14 protein-coding genes are annotated in these 15,141 nt (G+C 65.4%); 10 read left to right on the top strand and 4 right to left on the bottom strand.

The annotated features are described in order from the left end of the window. Positions 1-128 precede the first annotated feature (128 nt). From mobB to BRADO_RS27160, 3 genes are all read left to right on the top strand, one after another. Complete coding sequence (gene mobB, locus BRADO_RS27170; RefSeq protein ID WP_012029404.1) at positions 129-662, top strand: molybdopterin-guanine dinucleotide biosynthesis protein B; 534 nt, start codon at positions 129-131, stop codon at positions 660-662. 124 nt (positions 663-786) lie between these two features. After that, a complete protein-coding gene (locus BRADO_RS27165) occupies positions 787-1,026 on the top strand; it encodes a sulfurtransferase TusA family protein (protein WP_041756999.1) in 240 nt (79 codons plus the stop codon). Between the two features lie 738 nt (positions 1,027-1,764). Then, positions 1,765-3,420 (top strand): OFA family MFS transporter, encoded by a 1,656-nt coding sequence (locus tag BRADO_RS27160; protein ID WP_012029402.1) that lies wholly within the window; start codon positions 1,765-1,767, stop codon positions 3,418-3,420. Between the two features lie 126 nt (positions 3,421-3,546). On the opposite strand, the gene BRADO_RS27155 is transcribed toward BRADO_RS27160, so the two are convergent. The 3 genes from BRADO_RS27155 to BRADO_RS27145 all read right to left on the bottom strand — a co-directional run bounded on the left by BRADO_RS27155 (position 3,547) and on the right by BRADO_RS27145 (position 4,705). Continuing rightward, the gene (locus BRADO_RS27155) at positions 3,547-3,822 is read right to left on the bottom strand and encodes a hypothetical protein (protein WP_041756997.1); all 276 of its coding nucleotides are present in this window, start codon (positions 3,820-3,822) and stop codon (positions 3,547-3,549) included. A gap of 139 nt (positions 3,823-3,961) precedes the next feature. Next, positions 3,962-4,210, bottom strand: coding sequence for a hypothetical protein (locus BRADO_RS27150; protein WP_012029400.1), 249 nt, complete (start codon positions 4,208-4,210; stop codon positions 3,962-3,964). 54 nt (positions 4,211-4,264) lie between these two features. Continuing rightward, the gene (locus BRADO_RS27145; protein ID WP_012029399.1) at positions 4,265-4,705 is read right to left on the bottom strand and encodes a hypothetical protein; all 441 of its coding nucleotides are present in this window, start codon (positions 4,703-4,705) and stop codon (positions 4,265-4,267) included. A gap of 436 nt (positions 4,706-5,141) precedes the next feature. Here BRADO_RS27145 and BRADO_RS27140 point away from each other — a divergent pair, with 436 nt between their 5' ends. The 7 genes from BRADO_RS27140 to BRADO_RS34385 all read left to right on the top strand — a co-directional run bounded on the left by BRADO_RS27140 (position 5,142) and on the right by BRADO_RS34385 (position 13,685). Continuing rightward, the gene (locus BRADO_RS27140; RefSeq protein WP_006614032.1) at positions 5,142-5,231 is read left to right on the top strand and encodes a K(+)-transporting ATPase subunit F; all 90 of its coding nucleotides are present in this window, start codon (positions 5,142-5,144) and stop codon (positions 5,229-5,231) included. 34 nt (positions 5,232-5,265) lie between these two features. Continuing rightward, positions 5,266-6,969 (top strand): potassium-transporting ATPase subunit KdpA, encoded by a 1,704-nt coding sequence (gene kdpA, locus BRADO_RS27135; protein ID WP_012029397.1) that lies wholly within the window; start codon positions 5,266-5,268, stop codon positions 6,967-6,969. Between the two features lie 16 nt (positions 6,970-6,985). Continuing rightward, complete coding sequence (kdpB, locus tag BRADO_RS27130; protein ID WP_012029396.1) at positions 6,986-9,106, top strand: potassium-transporting ATPase subunit KdpB; 2,121 nt, start codon at positions 6,986-6,988, stop codon at positions 9,104-9,106. Between the two features lie 115 nt (positions 9,107-9,221). Next, positions 9,222-9,830 carry a K(+)-transporting ATPase subunit C gene (locus BRADO_RS27125; protein ID WP_012029395.1) on the top strand — a complete coding sequence of 203 codons (609 nt, stop codon included), beginning with the start codon at positions 9,222-9,224 and terminating at the stop codon, positions 9,828-9,830. Positions 9,831-9,894: 64 nt separating this feature from the next. Continuing rightward, entirely contained in the window at positions 9,895-12,612 is a 2,718-nt protein-coding gene (locus tag BRADO_RS27120; protein ID WP_012029394.1) for a sensor histidine kinase KdpD, read from the top strand. Then, complete coding sequence (locus BRADO_RS27115; RefSeq protein WP_012029393.1) at positions 12,609-13,298, top strand: response regulator; 690 nt, start codon at positions 12,609-12,611, stop codon at positions 13,296-13,298. Before BRADO_RS27120 ends, BRADO_RS27115 begins: the two co-directional genes overlap by 4 nt. An 84-nt stretch (positions 13,299-13,382) precedes the next feature. Then, positions 13,383-13,685, top strand: coding sequence for a DUF6496 domain-containing protein (locus BRADO_RS34385; protein WP_012029392.1), 303 nt, complete (start codon positions 13,383-13,385; stop codon positions 13,683-13,685). A 300-nt stretch (positions 13,686-13,985) separates the two neighbouring features. Here BRADO_RS34385 and BRADO_RS27105 read toward each other — a convergent pair whose 3' ends face one another. Beyond that, positions 13,986-14,864, bottom strand: a complete 879-nt coding sequence (locus BRADO_RS27105) for a Ku protein (protein WP_012029391.1) — start codon at positions 14,862-14,864, stop codon at positions 13,986-13,988. Positions 14,865-15,141 lie beyond the last annotated feature (277 nt).

Below are 15,141 nucleotides of genomic sequence, written 5' to 3'. Positions count from 1 at the left end.
GATCACCGGCATGACACCGCCGGCCGCCCCGTATAGAGGTGGCTGAACAGCCCGGCCCGGGAACGCGCTGCTTCAAGGTTCAGGGCTTGGCGGCGCACGGACCGCCTCGGCGCGACCTGGAGATTGCGATGAATGTCATCGGCCTCGCCGGCTGGAGCGGCGCCGGCAAGACCACGCTGCTGACGCGGCTCATCCCGCATTTGAACGCTCAGGGACTTCGCGTGTCGGTGATCAAGCATGCCCATCACCGGTTCGACGTCGACGTGCCCGGCAAGGATTCCTGGCGCCATCGCGAGGCGGGCGCGGCGGAGGTGCTGGTCGCCTCGGGCACACGCTGGGCGCTGATGCACGAATTGCGCGGGGCAGGCGAGCCGTCGCTGGCGGATCTGCTGGGCAAGTTGTCGCCGGTCGACCTCGTCGTGATCGAAGGCTACAAGGCCGGCCCGCATCGCCGGATCGAGGTGCACCGCAGCGACAATGCCAAGCCGCTGCTGTTTCCCGATGACCCCGGCATCGTTGCGATCGCCAGCGACGTTCCGGTCGAGGCCGCGCTGCCTTGGGCACATCTCGATGACATCCCGGCGATCGCGGATCTCGTCCGGGCTCACGCCATGCCCATGGCCGACGTGCTTCGGCTGCCGCAATCCCTAGGTCCGCGTTGATGGAACTCGACTCTCGCACAGGTGGAACCCGCACAGCGATTTGAGTTCCACTCCGGAACTTGGGTTTCACGAAGTCGGAGGCCGCGGGGTTGACGTCTGATCGTCGCTTCGCCAAGGTCCGCCCATGAGCATGACACGGCTGGATTTGACGGGATTGAAGTGCCCGCTGCCGGCACTCAAGACGCGGAAGGCGCTGCAGTCGCTGCGGCCGGGCCAGCGTCTTGAGGTGTGCTGTACCGACCCCTTGGCCGTGATCGACATTCCCAACCTGATTCGCGAGACCGGCGACCAGGTGGAGATCGTCGAACGCAGCGAGCACCGGATCCTGTTCCTGATCGAGAAGACGATGTCTGGCACGCAGTGATCGGCTGGGACGATCGCGCCCGACGACATGCCAGGAGTTGTTGGACTAAGTAGTTCGTGTGCATCTGCAGCAGCCGGGCAGGTGTCAAGCGCTCGAGCCGCTTCCTATCGTCGCATCTGCGCCAGGGCCCGCTCATAACTCTGCCGCGTTCTCAGTCCAGGCTTGCGGCGTGGTGATGAGGCAAGGAGAGGTTGTCACCCTGTTCACAATTTCGAGAGCGTCAGCGACGTGACCTGCGGATCAAGTCGGTCCAACGCAAGCGGTCTTCTCATTAGTTGATTCCCTTCGCGACACGCGTCCGCCATCTCGAAGTAATCAAGCGTCCGATAACTACAGCCGAGAGTGGCGGTGGCGTCGGTTGCACGTGAAATTCTGTGTTTGTTAGCAACACAGGTTCGCTGCATTGCGGTCAATCCACGAAGTTTGACCAGTTATTACCATTTTACTATCGACAATTTGCCTTGGTTCTGCACCAATTGAGGCGCCTTCCGCGGAGGTTGCGGATGGCAGGCCATGCCCGTTGTGGATCGGCCAGGTGGAACCGCGGCACGAGAATGACACGACGCCTGACGCCTCGGTGGGGGGTGTCATGCGCATGGAACCGATCTCGGTGTTTGTGCATCGCGAAAATTGTCTGGTAGGTCGACGGTCGGCAGGGTGAGTGAGCGTATTGATTCTGATCAAGGGGACAGAACATGACGTCGTTGCGTTTGACGGGAGTCCGTAGGGGAGGAATGCATGGCAACCATTGAGAGCGCGGGCTCGCTCCCGAACGCGCAAGCGGGCATCTTCGACCGTGAGCACACGGTCGCAAAGGCGGGGTTCAACCGCTGGCTGGTTCCACCGGCGGCCCTGTGCATTCATCTGTGCATTGGCATGGCCTATGGCTTCTCGGTGTTCTGGCTACCGCTGTCGCGCGCGATCGGCGTGACGCAGAGCACCGTCTGCACCGACATGACCCTGCTGCAGGAACTGTTCACGACCAGCTGCGACTGGAAGGTCGCGAGCCTCGGCTGGATGTACACGCTGTTCTTCGTGCTGCTCGGCGGCTCTGCGGCGGTCTGGGGCGGCTGGCTGGAGCGGGCGGGCCCGCGCAAGGCCGGCGCGGTGGCGGCGTGCTGCTGGGGCGGCGGTCTGCTGATCGCAGCGCTCGGCATCTATGTCCACCAGCTCTGGATGATGTGGCTCGGCGCCGGCGTGATCGGCGGCATCGGCCTCGGTCTCGGCTACATCTCGCCGGTCTCGACCCTGGTAAAATGGTTCCCGGACCGTCGCGGCATGGCGACCGGCATGGCCATCATGGGGTTCGGCGGCGGCGCGATGATCGGTGCTCCGCTGGCCAACCTGCTGATGAACTACTTCAAGACCCCGACCTCGGTCGGCGTCTGGGAGACCTTCGTCACGATGGGCGTGATCTATTTCGTGTTCATGATGATCGGCGCCTTCGCCTATCGCGTCGCTCCGGTGGGCTGGCAGCCCGAGGGCTGGACGCCGCCGGCGGTGAAGAAGGCGATGATCTCCGAGCATCACGTGCATCTCGATAACGCGCACAAGACCCCGCAGTTCTGGCTGGTCTGGTGGGTGCTGTGCTTGAACGTGTCGGCGGGCATCGGCGTCATCGGCATGGCTTCGCCGATGCTGCAGGAGATCTTCGCCGGCAAGCTGATCGGTCTGCCCGACGTCAGCTTCAACCAGCTCGACGCCACGCAGAAGGCCACCGTCGCCGGCATCGCAGCCGGCTTTGCCGGCCTGCTGTCGCTGTTCAACATCGGCGGCCGCTTCTTCTGGGCCTCGCTGTCCGACCACATCGGCCGCAAGGCGACCTATTACTGCTTCTTCCTGATCGGCATCGTGCTCTACGCGCTGGCGCCGACCTTCGCGGCGATGGGCTCGAAGCTGCTCTTCGTGGGCGCCTTTGCCATCATCCTCTCGATGTATGGCGGCGGCTTCGCGACGGTGCCGGCCTATCTCGCTGACCTGTTCGGCACTCAGTTCGTGGGCGCCATCCACGGCCGGCTGCTGACGGCCTGGGCCACCGCCGGCATCATCGGTCCGGTGGTCGTCAACTACATCCGCGAGTTTCAGCTTGCCGCCGGCGTGCCGCGCGACCAGCTGTACAACACCACGATGTACATCCTCTGCGCCATGCTGCTCGCCGGCCTGATCTGCAACTTCATGATCAAGCCCGTCGATCACAAGTGGAACATGAGCCCCGAAGAAGTGGCGCGCTACCAGGCTGAGCTCGCCAAGAGCGAGTCGGCGATCCAGCACGGCTCGTTCGGCATCGGCAAGGGCGGCCTCGACCTGAGCTCGGCGCTGTTCTGGGCCTTCGTCGGCGTGCCGCTGGCCTGGGGCGTCTGGAAGACGCTCGAAAGCGCGGTAAAGATCTTCTGATCCACCGATCGCGAAGCTTGCATGCGGGGCGGCCTGATCGGCCGCCCCGTTTTTTTGCCCATGCCAGAATAAGCGATTAGCTTCGCCGTCCCGGCGCAGCTTCCCCGCTGCCCTTGAGCGCGTCGTTCATGCGTCGGGCCGCTTGCTGGTGCCGTACGACAGGCCGATCGAGGCAAGCCCGCGGGTCGTGTCGAGCTCGATCGTGCGCGACAGCTCGACGATCGTTTCGGGATGATGGCCGTTCTCGAACAGCGCATATTTCATGGCCTCGGCGCGGCTGACGAACAGGCCGCCATAGAGACCATTCTGCTCCTGCGCGACCCATTGGCCATGGCTGTTGCGGCCGATGAGCACGAGGGCGGCCGCGGACTTGTGGCACGAGGGAGGTTCGACGAGCTTCATGGACGTGGTCCTTCTGGTGTGACGCGGGCCTTCCGCGCGGAATGGCCTCGCTGTCTTGGATCGGATATCGCGTGTCCGGATTGAAAATCGATGGGGCGGTGCGGGCGGCGTCATAGCCGTCGCGTAAAGGGATCGGGCTCTAGGATCCCGCGAGCTGGATCAGCGCCATTGCGGCGCAATACAACGCGAAATAGCCGACCATCTCGTCCCAATGGTTCAGGCCGGCGGTGAAGACGCGCTCGCGCCGCAGGGTGGCAAGCACGGCGCAGAGGATGACGGTCATCCACAGCAGCGCCGCGAGGCTGCGCGCGAAGCCGATGCTGCCGAAGCTTGCGAACACGGCGAGGATCGTCGCTCGCAGGCCGAAGCGCAGCAGGACACGGGCCATGGAGCGTTCCACGGGTTTGTCAGCCGAGAGGATCATCGCTGGGCTCGCGCCGCCTCAGAAATTGTCACAGCAGAGCAGGGCGTCGAGGTCGGGCTCGGCGGCACGGCGTCCCGAGCCGGAGGCTGGGCTCGGCTCGCGTCGCTTCGCCTCGACTGCGGCGTGGAGGATGGCCAGCGACAGGTCGCTGTGCGTCGCCTCGGCGCAGTGATCGAGCCAGTCGGGCATTTCACGGCGCCGCGACAACGCGCAGTGCCATTCGCCGTTGTCATAGGCGAGGCGGCGCAGCGACCAGCCAGGCAATTGCAGCGCGATCAGCTCGAGCGCCGCGTCGATCCGCGCGTCGGCCCGCAACATCTGGTCGATCCGGACCCGGCGTCGTCCGCGCGCCGACAGCGGCGAGACATCGTCCGTTGTGCCGAGCAGATCGGTGAGCAGCGTGGCCGCTTCCTGCGCGTGCTGCGGCTCGACGAGATCGAGAGCTGTGGTGACCGGCATGATGTCGCTCCATCAGAATTGAGCAGGACCCGTCCGGGCCCTGGCGCCAATCTGGCGGCGAACGCCGTAGGAATGCGAGAGGGGGGCTGCCGGCAAGAAATAAGCGCGGCATAAAGGGGACGGCTGCTGAGCTGGGTCTTATGGCGGGCGGGGGCATTCGGCAGGGATTCCCGAAGGGAACGCCGCCGTTCTTATGAGATTCCTATAACTTTCCGAGCAGCGCTCTCTCGAAAACCTATGCATCCGGATGCCATCTGGCGGAGTGGATCGGACCATGCCGCCCATCTCCGCGCTGGCCGCTCCACGGCTTTGCGCGCATCTCGCGCGCGAGAGGAGCACATGATGATGGACCTTTTGATGCTGGCGCTCGGCGCCGGCTTCTTCGCTTTGGCGATCGGCTACACCTATGCCTGCGAGCGGCTGTAGGAGACGCGCGATGATCGTCGACTATTCGCTCGCCGGCGCCGTGTCGCTCGGCCTCCTGATCTATCTCACCTACGCGCTGCTGCGGCCCGAGCGGTTCTGACCGCCCGTATCAGCACTTCCCTAGGACAATCCCCATGACCGTCATCGGCTGGATCCAGATCCTGCTTTATTGCGCCGTCGTCGTCGCGCTCGCCAAGCCGCTCGGCTGGTACATGACGCGAATCTTCAACGGCGAGCGTACGTTCCTCTCTCCGGTGCTGCGACCGGTCGAAGCCGCGATCTACTGGGCCGGCGGCGTCGACGAGCGCCGCGAGCAGCATTGGCTGACCTACACGGTCGCGATGCTGCTGTTCCATGTCGGCGGCTTCCTGATCATCTACGGCGTGATGCGGCTGCAGGCCGTGCTGCCGTTCAATCCCGCCGGCCAGTCCGCGGTCGCCGAGGACCTGTCGTTCAACACCGCGATCAGCTTCCTCACCAACACCAACTGGCAGAACTACGGCGGCGAGAGCACGCTCTCTTATCTCGTCCAGATGCTCGGCCTGACGCACCAGAACTTCCTGTCGGCCGCCACCGGCATCGTGCTCGCGATCGCGCTGATCCGCGGCTTCTCGCGTGCCTCTGCGCGCACCGTCGGCAATTTCTGGGTCGATATTACCAGATGCACGCTCTACATCCTGCTGCCGCTGTGCATCGTCTACACTCTCTTCCTCGTCTGGCAGGGCATCCCGCAGACGCTGGGGCCCTATGTCGAGGCAACGACGCTCGAGGGCGCCAAGCAGACCATCGCGGTCGGGCCGGTGGCCTCGCAGGTCGCGATCAAGATGCTCGGCACCAATGGCGGCGGCTTCTTCAATGCCAATGCCGCGCATCCGTTCGAGAACCCGACCGCGCTGTCGAACTTCATCCAGATGATCTCGATCTTCGCGCTCGGCGCCGCGCTCACCAACGTGTTCGGCCGCATGGTCGGCAACCAGCGCCAGGGCTGGGCGATCCTCGCTGTCATGGGCGTGCTGTTCATCGCCGGCGTCGCCGTCACCTACTGGGCCGAGGCGAGCGGCAGCAATGTGCTGAACGCGCTCGGGCTGACCGGCGGCAACATGGAGGGCAAGGAGGTCCGCTTCGGCATCGTCGCGTCGTCGCTGTTCGCCGTGATCACCACGGCCGCCTCCTGCGGCGCGGTCAACGCGATGCATGACAGCTTCACCGCGCTCGGCGGCATGATCCCGCTGATCAACATGCAGCTCGGCGAGATCATCGTCGGCGGCGTCGGCGCCGGCCTCTACGGCATGCTGCTGTTCGTGGTGCTCGCGATCTTCGTCGCCGGCCTGATGGTCGGGCGCACGCCGGAATATGTCGGCAAGAAGATCGAGGCCCGCGAGGTCAAGATGGCGATGCTGGCGATCCTGGTCCTGCCGCTGATGTATCTCGGCTGGACCGCGGTCGCCGTCGTGCTGCCGTCGGCCGTGGCATCGATGGCCAATGCCGGACCGCACGGCTTCACCGAGGTGCTCTACGCCTTCACCTCGGCGACCGCCAACAACGGCTCGGCCTTCGGCGGCCTCACCGGCAACACCTTCTTCTACAATCTGACGCTCGCGTCCTCGATGTTCGTCGGCCGCTTCTTCATGATCATCCCGGCGATGGCGATCGCAGGTTCGCTCGCCGAGAAGAAGTCGATCCCGCCGTCCGCCGGCACCTTGCCCACCACTGGCGGGCTGTTCGTCGGCCTGGTCGTCGGCGTCATCCTGATCATCGGCGGCCTCACCTTCTTCCCCGCACTCGCTCTCGGTCCCATCGTCGAGCATCTCGCGATGACCGCCGGCACGGTGTTCTGATCTCGGAGCAACCTCCATGGATACCATCAAACTCTCGAGGCGCTCGCCGATGTCGACGATGCTCGACACTGCGATCCTGCTGCCTGCCATCAAGGCGGCCTTCGTCAAGCTCGATCCGCGGTTGATGATCAAGAACCCCGTGATGTTCGTGGTCGAGGTGGTCGCCGCGCTCACCACGGTGATTTTCCTGCGCGACGTCATCACCGGCGGAGCCAATCTCGGCTTCACCTTCCAGATCATCCTCTGGCTGTGGTTCACCGTGATCTTCGCCAACTTCGCCGAGGCCGTCGCCGAGGGCCGCGGCAAGGCGCAGGCAGATTCGCTGCGCAAGACACGCACCGAGAGCCAGGCCAAGCTGCTGACCGGGTCGAGCCCGACTGATCATTCGTACAAGCTGGTCGCAGGCACGAGTCTCAAGGTCGGCGACATCGTACTGGTCGAAGCCGGCGACACCATCCCCTCGGACGGCGAGGTGATCGAAGGCGTCGCCTCGGTCAACGAGGCCGCGATCACCGGCGAGTCCGCGCCGGTGATCCGCGAATCCGGCGGTGACCGCTCGGCCGTGACCGGCGGCACGCAGGTGCTGTCGGATTGGATCCGTGTGCGGATCACCGCGGCGCAGGGCTCGACCTTCATCGACCGCATGATCAAGCTGGTCGAGGGCGCCGAGCGGCAGAAGACGCCGAACGAGATCGCGCTCAACATCCTGCTCGCCGGCCTCACCATCATCTTCGTGTTCGCCACGGTCACGATCCCGAGCTATGCCGCGTATGCCGGCGGCTCGATCTCGGTGGTGGTGCTGGTCGCGCTCTTCGTGACCCTGATCCCGACCACGATCGGCGCGCTGCTGTCGGCGATCGGCATCGCCGGCATGGACCGCCTGGTGCGCTTCAACGTGCTGGCGATGTCCGGCCGCGCCGTCGAGGCTGCCGGCGACGTCGACACCCTGCTGCTCGACAAGACCGGCACCATCACGCTTGGCAATCGCCAAGCCACCGCGTTCCGCCCGGTCAGGGGCGTCACCGAGCAGGAGCTTGCCGACGCGGCGCAGCTCGCCTCGCTAGCCGACGAGACGCCGGAGGGCCGCTCGATCGTCGTGCTCGCCAAGGAGAAGTATGGGATCCGCGGCCGCGACATGGCCGAGCTCGGCGCCACCTTCGTGCCGTTCACGGCGCAGACCCGCATGAGCGGCGTCGATGCCGGCGGCTCCTCGGTACGCAAGGGCGCGGTCGACGCCATCCTCAACTACATCGGCGGTGGCGGCATCGCGCAGGTCGCGTCCGGCAACGCGATGCGCGCGATTCCGCAGGCCGAGAGCGAGCTTGCCCGCGAGATCCGCGCCATCTCGGACGAGATCGCGAAGGCCGGCGGCACGCCACTGGCCGTGGCCAAGGACGGCCGCCTGCTCGGCGTCATCCAGCTCAAGGATATCGTCAAGGGCGGCATCCGCGAGCGCTTCGCCGAGCTGCGGCGGATGGGCATCCGCACCGTCATGATCACCGGCGACAATCCGATGACCGCCGCCGCGATCGCCGCCGAAGCCGGCGTCGACGACTTCCTGGCGCAGGCGACCCCCGAGGACAAGCTCAAGCTGATCCGCGACGAGCAGGCCAAGGGCAAGCTGGTGGCGATGTGCGGCGACGGCACCAACGACGCGCCGGCGCTGGCGCAGGCCGATGTCGGCGTCGCCATGAACACCGGCACGCAAGCGGCGCGCGAGGCCGGCAACATGGTCGATCTCGACTCCAACCCGACCAAGCTGATCGAGGTGGTCGAGATCGGCAAGCAGCTGTTGATGACGCGCGGGGCGCTGACGACATTCTCGATCGCCAACGACGTCGCGAAATATTTCGCGATCATCCCGGCGATGTTCCTGGCGTTCTACCCGCAGCTCAACGTGCTGAACGTCATGAACCTCGCGAGCCCGCAAAGCGCGATTCTCTCTGCGATCATCTTCAACGCGCTGATCATCATCGCGCTGATCCCGCTGGCGCTGAAAGGCGTCGCCTACCGCGCCATCGGCGCCGGCGCGCTGCTCGGCCGCAATCTGCTGATCTATGGTCTCGGCGGCATCATCATCCCGTTCATCGGCATCAAGGCGATCGACCTGCTCGTGACCGCCTTGCATCTGGCCTGACACTCCCAACCGCCGTCAGTGCGAGCGAAGCGAAGCAATCCAGAGTCCCGCGCGCAGCCTGGATTGCTTCGTCGCTTCGCTCCTTGCAATGACGGAAGAAACACAGGAGACTCACATGCTCAAAGAAATCCGTCCCGCCATCTTCGTCCTGCTCGCGCTCACACTCATCACGGGCCTGCTCTATCCGCTCGCCATGACCGGCCTCGCCGTCACGATTTTCCCGGCTCAGGCCGCAGGCAGCCTGATCACGCGCAACGGCCAGGTCATCGGCTCGGCGCTGATCGGCCAGGAGTTCAAGGACGACAGATATTTCCACGGCCGCCCCTCGGCGACCTCGACCGCCGATCCGAATGACTCCACCAAGACCGTGCCGGCGCCCTACAACGCGGCGAACTCCTCCGGCTCGAACCTCGGCCCGACCAGCAAGGCGCTGGCCGATCGCGTCAAGGAGGACGTCGACAAGCTCAAGGCGGAGAACCCCGCGCAGCCCGTCCCGGTCGACCTGGTCACCACGTCGGCAAGCGGCCTCGATCCGCACGTCTCGCCGGAAGCGGCGATGTTCCAGGTGCCGCGCGTCGCCAAGGCGCGCGGCGTGCCGGAGGATCGGGTGCGGGCGCTGGTCGTGAAAAACACCGAGGGGCGGCTGATCGGGCTGCTCGGCGAACCCCGCGTTAACGTGCTCGCGCTCAATCTGGCGCTCGATGCCGCAACGGCAACCAAGTAACGGTCAAGTGAGGTCGCCGGGGGTCCTGGTCTTGGCGCCGAGAGACCCCCGTCTATAATGCCGCATGGCTCATCAACGCCGCGATCCTGACCAGCGTCCCTCGCCGGAAGCCCTGCTCGAAGCGGCCCGGCGGGAGGAGAGTCCTGCCGGCAAGCTCAAGATCTTTGTCGGCGCCGCCCCCGGCGTCGGCAAGACCTACGAGATGCTGTCGAGCGCGCACGCCAAGCTGAAGGCCGGCATCGATGTCGTGATCGGCTTCGTCGAGACCCACGGTCGTGTCGAGACCGATGCGCTGGTGCGCGGCCTCGAGGTCATTCCCCGCAAGCGTATCGGCTACAAGGACCAGGTCATCGAGGAGATGGATCTGGATGCCGTGATCGCGCGGCGTCCGAAGCTTGCGATCGTCGACGAGCTGGCTCACACCAATGCTGCGGGCAGCCGTCATCCCAAACGCTACCTCGATGTCGAGGAGCTGCTGTCGCACGGGATCGACGTCTATACCGCCGTGAACGTCCAGCATATCGAAAGCCTCAACGACGTCGTCGCCCAGATCACCCATGTGCGCGTGCGCGAGACCGTGCCGGATTCGATCCTCGATCGCGCCGATGCCATCGAGCTCATCGACCTCACGCCCGACGACCTGATCCAGCGGCTGAAGGAGGGCAAAGTCTATGTGCCCAAGCAGGCCGAGCGTGCGCTGGAGCACTACTTCTCGCCGGGCAATCTGACGGCGCTGCGCGAGCTCGCGCTGCGCAGGACGGCCGAGCGCGTCGACGAGCAGCTGCTCAACCATATGCAGGCCAATGCGATCGCCGGCCCCTGGGCCGCGGGCGAGCGCATTCTCGTCTGCGTCTCCGAGGATCCGCGCGCAGCCGGCCTCGTGCGCTACACCAAGCGCCTCGCCGACAGGGTTCATGCGCCGTGGACGGCTGTCACCATCGAGACCCGTCGCAACCTGCAGCTCTCGGACAAACAGCGCGACCGCCTTGCCGATACGCTCCGGCTGGCCGAGTCGCTCGGCGGCGAAGCGCTGACAATTCCCAGCGCGGGCCGCCGCATCGCCGATGATCTCATCGGCTTTGCCCAAGCCAACAACGTCACCCAGATCATCATCGGCAAGTCGCAGCGCTCGCGTCTGTTCGAGATCATCAGGGGCTCCGTCGTCCACGATCTCGTGCGCCGGGCCGGCAACATCAGCATTCACGTCATCCCCGGCGAGGAGACGCCGGGCGAGACCGGTACGTCGGTCCAGACGCGGGCTCGCAGCGAGCCGCTGCAGGCCAAGCCCTACATCATGGCCCTGCTGATCACGGCCGTCGGCCTCGGCCTCGCCGAGCTGATCCAGCCGTTCTTCGGCATCGAGAACGTCGACCTTGTCTTCCTCACCGCCGTCGTCGGCGTCGCCGCGCGCTATGGCCTGTGGCCGTCGCTGCTGGCGAGCCTGATGGCATCCTTGTGCTACAATTTCTTCTTCCTGCCGCCGATCTACACCTTCACGATCACCGATCCCACCAATGTCGCCGCGTTCTTCTTCTTCATGCTGATCGCGCTCCTGGTCTCCAATGTCGCCTCCCGCGTGCGTGTGCAGGCGGATTCGGCAACGCAGCGGATTCGGACCACCGAGCAGCTGTATGCCTTCAGCCGCAAGCTGGCGGGCACCGCTACGCTCGACGACGTCCTGTGGGCGACGGCCTATCAGGCCGCGCTGATGCTCAAAGTGCGCGTCGTGCTGCTGCTGCCGCAGGACGGCAAGCTCATCGTGATGGCCGGCTATCCGCCGGAGGATCAACTCGATGATGCGGACCTTGCCGCGGCCAGCTGGGCCTGGAGCAATGACCGCGCCGCCGGCCGCGGCTCGGACACCTTGCCCGGCGCCAAGCGCCTGTTCCTGCCGATGCGCACCGGCCGCGGACTGATCGGCGTCATCGGCATCGATGACGACCGCTCCGGTCCGCTGCTGACGCCCGACCAGCGCCGGCTGCTCGACGCGCTGGTCGACCAGGGTGCGCTGGCGATCGAGCGCGTGCTGCTGGTCGAGGACATGGACAAGGTCAAGCGCACCATGGAGCAGGACCGGCTGCGCTCGGCGCTGCTGACCTCGATCTCGCACGATTTGAAGACGCCACTCGCCTCCGTGCTCGGCGCCGCGTCGACCATGCGCGACCTCGCGACACGCTTGTCGGACAAGGAGAAGCTCGACCTGCTCGCGACCGTCATCGACGAGTCCGAGCGGCTGAACCGCTTCATTGCCAACCTCCTGGACATGACCAAGCTCGAATCCGGCGCGATCAAGCCGAATACGGCGCCGCACGATCTCGGCGAGATCGTCGGCAGCGCGCTGCGCCGCGCCAGCAAGATCCTGGCGGGTCACAAAATCTCGCTGGAACTCGCCGCCGACCTGCCGATGCTCGAGCTCGATGCCGTGCTGTTCGAGCAGGTGCTGTTCAACCTGCTCGACAACGCCGCCAAATATGCTCCGGCCGACACGACGATCGAGTTGCGCTCGCGGCGCGACGGCGCCTGGGTGGTGCTCGACGTCCGCGACGAGGGAGACGGCATTCCGCCCGATGAGGTCGAGCACGTGTTCGACAAGTTCTATCGTGTGCAGAAAGGCGACCAGGTGCGTCCCGGCACTGGCCTCGGGCTTGCGATTTCGCGCGGCTTCGTCGAGGCGATGCAAGGCCGGATGACCGCCGGCAACCGTGCGGATCGCAGCGGCGCGGTTCTCACGATCCGTCTGCCGGTGCCACCGCAGGCGAAGACCCTGGAGACTGCGGCATGACCGGTGCGCCCATCAAGGTGCTCGTGATCGACGACGAGCCGCCGATCCGCAAACTGCTGCGGATGGGGCTGGCGACGCAGGGCTATGAGATCCTGGAAGCGCCGAGCGGCAAGGTCGCGCTCGACAAGCTCGCCGAGGAGCCGGCCCTGATCATCCTCGATCTCGGCCTGCCGGACATCGACGGCCACGAACTGTTGCGGACCATCCGGGCGCGCAACGAGAGTATTCCGGTCGTGGTGCTGTCCAGTCGCGGCGACGAGGCCGGCAAGGTGAAGGCGCTCGATCTCGGTGCCGACGACTACATCACCAAGCCGTTCGGTATGGACGAGCTGCTGGCGCGGCTGCGCGCCGCCCTGCGCCATCAGCTGCAGGTGCAGGGTGAGCGTCCGCTATTCCGCACCGGCGATCTTTCCGTCGATCTGGTGCGGCGCATCGTCAAGGTCGGTGAACGCGAGATCAAGCTCTCGCCCAAGGAGTATGATCTGCTGCGCGTCCTGGTGCAGCACGCCGGCAAGGTGCTGACGCATCGCTTTCTGCTCAAGGAGCTGTGGGACGAGCTGACCGACGCGCAATATCTGCGCGTCTACGTTCGCCAGCTGCGCCAGAAGATCGAGGCCGATCCTGAACGCCCGTACTTCGTGCTGACCGAAACCGGCATCGGCTATCGCCTGCGCGCGCCGGATTAGCTGTTCTTCATGTTCGCCATTCCCACAAAGCGGAACCTTCGCCTGATCTCGTAATTGCCGTGCTGTCATAGGGAGACCATGTCGATGGCACGAACAGCACGCAAATACTCCAAGGGCGCATCCAGGGACGTCGAGCGCGCGATGAAGAAGCGCAAGGCCGGCACGTTGAAGAGCGGCGGCTCCGGCCGCAAGGTCAAGAGCCGCAAGCAGGCGATCGCGATCGGCCTGTCCGAGGCCCGCCGAGAGGGCAAGAAGGTGCCGCCGCGGAAGAGCGCTAAATCGTCGGCGAAGAAGTCGTCGGCGAAGAAGTCCTCGAAGAGTTCGAGCAAGAAGAGCGCGAAGAAGAGCACCAAGAAAACGACGAAGAAGTCGTCGAAGAAGAGCTGACATCTGCGCTTATCCGCGCCGTGAGCGCAGTCGTCACCCAATCCTCCGCTGTCGTCCCGGCGAACGCCGGGACCCATAACCCCAGGGAGATGTGATGGGCGGGATGTTCGACCAATCGTGTCTCACCACAATCGCCGCGGAGTATGGATCCCGGCGTTCGCCGGGATGACTGCGGTGGGGTCGGGGAGCGCTTGTGCGACCCAAGCGATTTTTAGCCAGGATTAGCGGCGCGACATCCGGGTTCTCACGAACGATACACGTGAACCCGGATGTCGCTGCGCTCATCCGGCTACGGATTCCTCACCCCGCTTTCCTCTGCCGCGCCGCCGAGCGGTGCGCCTTCTTCGCCGGACGCCGATGCGCAGGCGCACGCCGCGATGGCGCCGGTGCCGCCTTCTTGTCGCCCTTGCCCAGGCTCTGCTTCAGCGCATCCATCAGGCTCACGACATTGCCGGACCGCTCCTCGGGCTCCGGCAGCTTGATCGGCTTGCCCGAGGCCTTGCGTTTCACCAGCGCCTTCAGCGCGGTCTCGTACTGGTCCTTGAACTCCGACGGCTTGAAGTGCGCCGCCTTGGTCTGCAGGATGTGTCCGGCGAGCTCCACCATGTCCTTGGTGATCTTCGGCGCCTTGATGTCGTCGAAGAACTCCGCTTCGTCGCGCAGCTCATAGGGGAAGCGCAAGGTGGTGCCGAGCATGCCCTTGCCCATCGGCTCGATCGCAATGACGTGCTCGCGATGCGTCAGCACGATGCGCGCCAGCGCGACGCGGTCCTGGTCCTTCATCGCGTCGCGGATCACCGCAAAGGCATCGACCGCCGCCTTGCCGTCGGGAGCGATGTAGTAGGGGTGGTTGAGATAGCGCTGGTCGATCTCCTCGCGCGGCACGAAGCTGTCGATGTCGATGGTGTGGTTGCTCTCGATCTGGACGGCCTCCAGCTCCTCCGGCTCGATCTCGACATATTGCCCCTTGGATAGTTCGTAGCCGCGGCCCTTCTGATCGCCCTCGACGAGGTCACCGGTCTCGGCATCGATCATCTGCTGCTTCAGCCGGTTGCCGGTCTCGCGGTTGATCAGGTGAAAGCGCGTCTTCTCCACCGAGGTCGACGCCGGATAGAGCACGACGGGGCAAGTGACGAGCGAGAGTTTGAGCGAGCCTTTCCAATAGGCGCGGGGGGCCATTGTGATCTCCGAGAGCGAGTGGGACGGCGCTGCAACGGATGAGCCGTCGCGGCGGTTCCATGTGCAGCAGCTTGGAGCAGTTACCCGGGATGCGCCGCCTATTCGTTCCTCGTCATGCCCGGGCTTGTCCCGCCTGCGCGGGCGTAGCCGCTTCGGCGGGGCGAAGGCCCGGGCATCCACGTCGACCCGCACCCGCCGAACGACGTGGATGGCCGGACAAGCCCGGCTTGCTTCCGCAGAGGGCGACGGCAGCAAACCCCGGTGCTCGCCGAGCGCT

The organism is Bradyrhizobium sp. ORS 278, assembly GCF_000026145.1.
GTDB lineage: Bacteria > Pseudomonadota > Alphaproteobacteria > Rhizobiales > Xanthobacteraceae > Bradyrhizobium.
Note: the sequence above shows the minus strand (reverse complement) of the source record. Positions and strands in the feature narration are given on the sequence as shown.